General features: G+C 68.4%; 3 protein-coding genes and 3 pseudogenes. 2 read left to right on the top strand and 4 right to left on the bottom strand.

What is annotated here, in order from left to right:
* Nucleotides 1-280 precede the first annotated feature (280 nt).
* A complete protein-coding gene (locus ABZ622_RS41440; protein ID WP_360552449.1) occupies nt 281-2,188 on the bottom strand; it encodes a potassium transporter TrkA in 1,908 nt (635 codons plus the stop codon).
* 367 nt (nt 2,189-2,555) lie between these two features.
* Between ABZ622_RS41440 and ABZ622_RS41435 the strand changes: the two are divergent.
* Nucleotides 2,556-2,950 (top strand): annotated as a pseudogene (locus tag ABZ622_RS41435) (alcohol dehydrogenase catalytic domain-containing protein); the annotation flags it as partial.
* A 333-nt stretch (nt 2,951-3,283) separates the two neighbouring features.
* Here the strand turns inward: ABZ622_RS41435 and ABZ622_RS41430 are convergent.
* The 3 genes and pseudogenes from ABZ622_RS41430 to ABZ622_RS41420 all read right to left on the bottom strand — a co-directional run bounded on the left by ABZ622_RS41430 (nt 3,284) and on the right by ABZ622_RS41420 (nt 4,610).
* Nucleotides 3,284-3,523: a LysE family transporter gene (locus ABZ622_RS41430; protein ID WP_360552447.1), complete on the bottom strand. Its 240-nt coding sequence runs from the start codon at nt 3,521-3,523 to the stop codon at nt 3,284-3,286.
* A 169-nt stretch (nt 3,524-3,692) separates the two neighbouring features.
* Nucleotides 3,693-3,821, bottom strand: a pseudogene (locus ABZ622_RS41425) (LysE family translocator); the annotation flags it as partial.
* 369 nt (nt 3,822-4,190) lie between these two features.
* Nucleotides 4,191-4,610, bottom strand: coding sequence for a MarR family winged helix-turn-helix transcriptional regulator (locus tag ABZ622_RS41420; protein ID WP_360552445.1), 420 nt, complete (start codon nt 4,608-4,610; stop codon nt 4,191-4,193).
* A gap of 223 nt (nt 4,611-4,833) precedes the next feature.
* Between ABZ622_RS41420 and ABZ622_RS41415 the strand changes: the two are divergent.
* Nucleotides 4,834-6,410 (top strand): annotated as a pseudogene (locus ABZ622_RS41415) (MMPL family transporter); the annotation flags it as partial.

Below are 6,410 nucleotides of genomic sequence, written 5' to 3'. Positions count from 1 at the left end.
CCCGTGAACACTCGACGCGAGAGAACCGACCGCTTGACCATGATCGCCACACCCGGATCATGCCACCAGTCAGCAACGACGCCTCACCCGCTATCGCGCACCAACTCGTAAGTGACAGAGGGCCTGGCCCGGGCGCATGGTGGACGATCCGACAATCGACACCAGCGACGGCGCCGGCCGGGTACCGCGCGGCGCTCGATGTCGGGGCGACTCGGCGCGCGATCGCCCGGGCCTCGCCGCGGCGCCCTCGGGAACCACCGCCGCCACTGGGCTGCCACGGCTACCGGCTGCGCCCGTCGTCGTTGACGGCAGCAGCCTCCCCTTCGGCGAAGACGACGACCGCGTCCCTCGGACCGAACACGAGCGGGGCCGATCTGGACGGGTTGAGGAAGATGCCGTAGCCGGGAGGCTCCTCATCGTGCTCGGCGAGCCGATAGCCGATGGCGGTCTCTCCCCGTCGCCGTGCGGCCTCGATCACCGTGGCGAAATTGGCCTCGGCCCCGGGGACCACGTAGTCGGACGCCGGCTTGAGGTAGATCTCGGAGCCTTCCGGGTTGAACAGATCGGTGAACACGGTATGCAGATGGCGGTTCTCGGTCAGCTGGGTGAGCAGCAAACTGATCACCTTGGTGCTCACGATGAAGTCGTCGGCCTTGGTGACCTGGGCGACCTCGCGGTTGGCGTCGTCGTTCATCTCCGTGACGATCGAATACGGGTCACCGAGTGACTCCTCGATGTCCCGCAGGTGGAGCAGGGTCACCAGGGTCCGGTCGTCCGAGGGGCCGGGGGCGATGGTGTCGTCCGAGAGCACGACGATGTGCTGGTAGTCGCCCAGGTCCAGGGCCTCCAGCGAGGACCTCCGCGTCGGCTCGCACACCTTGAACCCCACCGTGAGGTTGACGAGTGTGTCGCTCAGTTCGGTTTCCGGCTGTCGTGGCGCGGCGATGTCAAGCGTCGAACCGGGTTGAACGAAGCTGTCCAGCAGCGTGACCAGCTTCGCCGTACGGGAGTTCTCGCCGATCAGGATGGTTCGGTCGAGCGTGGGCAACTGGGCCGGAGCCGATGTGATCGCCGACTCGACGATCGCCGGGCGGGCCGCACAGCGCCGGATGAGCAGATCGTCCTCGGCGACGACGAGTATCTGGTCTCCGGGGCCGATGACGGTGTCCATCGGCGGATTGACCAGCACGTCTCCTGTGCCGGTGCGCAGCCCGACCGGGACGCCGAGATCGAAAGCGTTCAAGGTCAGCCCGTAGGTCGAACCCACGAGGGCGGGCTCCTCGTGGAAGTAGAACTCGTTGCCGACGAAACTCAGCAGCTCGTTGAAGACGGCCGAAAGGCCAGTCTGCCGGTGCGCCTGCGCGATGAGGCGGACCGCGATGTCCTCGGCGTCGATCACCAGGGCGCTCCCGCCGGCGGCCAGTTGGGCCGCTGCCAGGTTCTCCGAGTCGTGGACGGCGGCGACGATCTGTGGGCGGCTCCCGGTCCACTGCCGGCTGTGCAGCAGGAGAAGGGCCTTGATGACGTCGATGTCACGGTCGATGCCCTCGGGTGGCAGGACCATGATCGACTTGGCTGTGTCCGGGCCGACCAGTTCCAGGTCCGCCCGCACGAGAGGGTTTCCGGAGCGGCAGATGACGCGTGTGCTGCCGGTGTCGGGGATGCGGGCCCGGATCGCGTCCTCCATGGAAACCTTGTCCCGATCCGCGAGGACCACCACGCACGAGCGGCGTTCGCTCTGATTCGCCTCGACGAGCTCGGAGACCACGGTGAAGACCTGGTCCGACCAGCCGAGAACGATGGTGTGCCCGCGCTCGATGAGCCGCGACCGGCCCTTGCGCAGCTCCTGGAGCTTCTGGTTCAGACCGGTGGTCAGGACACCGATGAGTGCGCTGACGATGAAGATGCCGCCGAGCGTCACCGCCAGCATCAGACCGAGAAACACCGGGCCGCCGGTGTCTCCGCCCATGGTGCCGGCATCGAGGGTCCGCAGGAGGCTCATCCACGCGACACCCGGCCAGCCGCCGTTGCCCTCCGCGTCAGTATCCGTGAACAGGACGACCAGGGTCGAGGCCAGGGCGATGAGCACGACCGACGAGAGCGCCAACCAACTGATCAGGGCCGGCGTCCCCCGGTCCATGGTGCCGTCGAACCAATACCGGAACCGGGTCCGCAACCTGTTTCTCATCTCCGTGACCTCCCCTTCTCCCACGACCTCCGGACAGGCCGTGAAATCCGTCGTCACGGCCGTGGCGAAGCACAGTTGATCATTCTCCCAGTCCCATCAGGGCTCGCAGCCAAGGCACCGCACAGACAGGCCGGTTCAGGCCATGCAGCCCGGTCAGAGGCGAGGGCGCCCAAGGCACAACGGTCTGCCCGACAGGCAGGCCGCCGGTGTCACCGGGAAGCTCCCGCACGCCCGCCGGCCGCCGAAGGGCCGAGGCGGCCGGCCGCGCACAACTCCTCGTGGCCGCCCGCGGTCAGCGCTCTGCCGCAGAGGTGAGCGGCTGCGAGTTCTCCTGCTGATCGACGTGCCATGCGTACGGAGGATGTCCGTGCTTGCTGTGCGGTACCACCGCTATGGCGGTTCCGAGGTCCCTCGCATCGAGGAGGCCGAAGAGCCGCACACGGGGCCGGGTCAGGTCCGCGTCACGATTCGTGCCGCCGGCGTCGCCCCTGCTGACTGGTACCTGCGCTCAGGGATGCTGTGGGACATCACCACCGTGGACTTCCCCCACATACCCGGCATGGATGCTGCGGAATCGTCTACGAGGTGGGAGACGGGGTGACCGGCCCTGCCGTGGGCGACGCGGTCTTCGGCCTCGTCCCCTTCGTGGATCAGGGAGGCGCCACGGCCCAGTACGCCGTGCCGGAGGCACGGGCACCCAAGCCGCGCTCGTGGTCCTTCGGAGAAGCGGGCGGCGCCGCCGGCGACATCGACACGGCCACGGTGACCTTCACCGATGCGATTTGGGCCGGGCCGCACGACGGCGCCGGCCACCACGGCTGTACCGACCCGAACTGCCACGGCTCGCATCGGCCGTTGCCCGCCGTCGGCCACTCATTCGTCGGCTGCGGCGTCTCTGTCGGGCAGGGGCCGCAGGCCTCCGGGCCGGTCGGGAAGCCAGCAACAGCCGCCGCGCCTTTCCAACCCATCAACATCACCCGACCGTGGTTTCGGGTGTCTCCCGGCCCCGTCGACAAGTGGCCGTACCACTGCTCGATAGAGCCAGCGGATTGTCAGGCGGGCCCGCGCCGGTCTCACCGGATAGCCCTTGGCGTTCTAGGAACGGTTGGCGAGGAGGACTGCGGCGAAGCCCAGGAAGGCTACGCCAGTGAGCTGTTCGAGGCGGCGGCGGAACGCGGGGCGCTGGACGCGTGTGCCCAGTGTCGAGACGGCGCGGGAGAGCAGCCAGTACCAAGCTGCCAGCTCGATGACATCGATGGCGGTGAAGAGCAGCGTCGTGCTGAACATCGGTGCGCCGGACGGGACGAACTGAGGGATCAGGCTCATGTAGAACACGCCGGTCTTGGGGTTGAGAAGGTTGGTTCCCAGCCCCGTGCGGAATGCCGCAGCGCGGCCGGCCGGGGGTGGTGGTCCGTCCGGCCGGTCCGGGGCCGGCAGGCCTTCTGGAATGCCACAGGGCAGTGGCCCCCAGGAAGGCGAGGTAGGCGGCACCGAGGATGCGGAGCATGTCGTACACCGGGGGAGACGCGGTCAGTACGGCCGTCGGGCCGACAGCTGTCGCGATGCCCCAGCCTGTGCAGCCGGTCAGGATGCCCAGAGCGGCGGCCATTCCTCCTCGCCCGCCCTGGGTCATGGAAGTGTGGACAACGAGCAGGGTGTCGGGGCCGGGTGTCATGTTGACGAGCATGGCCACGCCGGCGAAGGCCGGCACGGCGGTGATCACGGTCTGAGTTTGGGGTCTCCCAACACGGTGGTGCGGAGGCAGGAACGCCCTCCAGAAGACCATGACACCGAAGCCCGGACAACCAACCCGAGGGCAGCCCTCGTTGATGAGGCCCCACTGCGACACCGCACCCCCGCCCCCGGGTGTGGCGGTGAGCGCGCTCGGCTCGAACCCGGCTGCCGCGTCGAGGGCTCGCGGGTGACCCGGTGGGCTTCCAGGCACTTGCCTGGCGTCAGCCCACGCCGGACCTGCCCTCGGCGTCCCCGGGCCGATGGATGATCACGGCTGAGGGGAACTGCTGCTCAGCATTGTCAGTTCACGGTTCAGCTCGGTGAGGAAGCGCACGACCACCATCAGTTCGTCGGGGCGGAAGCCCGTACGGGCGGCTTCGGTGCCGCGGGCCAAAGGCTGGAAGTAGTCCCGGGCGATGCTCCTTGCCGCCTCCGCGTCGTACAGATGCACGACGCGGCGGTCGTCCTCGGCACGAACGCGCCGGATGTGCCCTGCCTTCTCCAGTCGGTCGATGCATGCGGTCACCGCGCCGGAGGTGAGATCGAGCTGCCGGCGCAGCCGCCCGGGAGTCATGGGTCCCTCGTCGGGGTCGGCGTCGAGCAGCGCGATGAGGGCTTGCATGTCAGTGAGGTGCAGCCCCTGGGACTGCGCGAACTCGTGGGAGATGCGGTTGAACTGGCTGTTCATACGCCGAAGGAGAACCGCGAAGGACTGAAGCCCCGTGGGGTCGTTCGCGGGGAGAGGGCGCGGCCTGGGGTTGCGGTCCCCGTGCATGACTCAAGTATAAGGTCTCTCAATCATTGAGATACTTTGTCATCGAGATGTCTGACCACGAAGCTTAGGGTTGCCCATGAGAACCACACCGCACTGGCTCCGGTGGCTCGTTCCGCTCGCACTGCTCGTCGTCTGACTGGGAGTCGGAGGCACGCTCGGGCCGTATGCGGGCAAGCTCGGTGAGGTGGCCACCAACGATCAGGCCGCGTTCCTTCCTCAGAGCGCGGAGTCCACCAAGGTGCTCAGGGCCCGCGAGGCGTTCGACCAATCAGAAACGCTTCCCGCGATCGTCGTGTGGACGGCGAAAGGTGACCGGATCACCGACGCACAGCTGTCCGCGGCCACCCGCGCGACAGAAGGGATCGCCAAGGAGCGTGGAGTGGTCGGGACTCCGTCACCGGCCCTTCCCTCCGAGGACGGGCAGGCACTGCAGGCTGTCGTCCAGTTGGATCCCCGACTCGGCGACGCACTGCCCGACGTCTTGAACGAGGTGGGTGAAGCCGCTCGAAGCGTCCCGGGCGTCACGGCGCAGATCGCGGGTCCGGCGGCGAGCCAGACCGATCTGTCGGACGCCTTCTCAGGCATCGACGGTCTGCTGCTCGGCGTGGCGCTGGCCGCCGTGCTGCTGATCCTGTTGCTGGTCTACCGGAGCGTCCTGCTGCCTTCCTGATCATTCTCGGGTCCGTCTTCGCGCTGGGGCTCGCATGCGGGATGGTCTACGTCCTCGCCGACCATGACGTGGTCCGGGTGGACGGCCAGGTACAGGGGATCCTCTCCATTCTCGTCATCGGCGCCGCGACGGACTACGCGCTACTGCTGGCCGCGCGGTTCCGCGAGGAACTCGCCCTGCGGGAAGACCGGGCATCGGCCGTGCTGGCCGCCGTACGGCGGTCGTTCGGCGCGATCACCGCGAGCGCGGCCACCGTGGCCCTCGCACTGCTGGCCCTGCTCGCGAGCGACCTCACGAACAATCGGGCGCTCGGACCGGTCGGAGCCGTCGGGATCGTGTGCGCGGCCGTCTCCAGCCTGACCTTCCTGCCTGCCGCGCTGGCGCTGCTGGGCAGGACCGCGTACTGGCCCTCCCGGCCGAAGGCATCGGACTCGTCGGGCAAGGGACAAGGAGTATGGCGTCGTGTGGCAGCCGTCGTCGATGCCCGGCCGCGCCGCATCTGGGTGATGACCGCGATCGTGCTCGGCATCTTCGTGGCCTTCTCACCCTCTCTGTCGGCCAAGGGTGTTCCCCTCGACGAGATCTTCGTCAACGAGGCGCCCTCGGTCTCCGCCCAGAAGACGCTCGGGGAACACTTCCCCGACGGCTCCGGCAGCCCCGCCGTCATCATCGCCGACGCCGGCCACATCGATCAGGTGACGGCAGCGGCGAGGAAGACCAGGGGAGTGGCATCGGCCGGCGCGGTCTCCGCGTCCGGACGCCCGGGGACCGACGAGCCGCTGGTCGTCGAGGGGCGGGTCCGTATCGACGCCACCCTTGAGGCCGCGGCGGACAGTGATGCCGCCAAGGAAACCGTGGAGCGGCTCCGCGCGGATCTGCACGCGGTGCCCGGTGCCGACGCGCTGGTCGGTGGGTACACGGCGCAGCAGTACGACACCCAGCAGACGGCCGCCCGGGACCGCACGCTCATCGGGCCTGTCGTACTCGGCATCATCCTGCTCATCCTGGTCCTGCTGCTGCGCTCACTGCTCGTCCCGGTCCTG

This window comes from Streptomyces sp. NPDC007164 (genome assembly GCF_040634135.1).
GTDB classification, from domain to species: domain Bacteria; phylum Actinomycetota; class Actinomycetes; order Streptomycetales; family Streptomycetaceae; genus Streptomyces; species Streptomyces sanglieri.
This window is presented reverse-complemented; position numbering and strand designations above follow the sequence as displayed.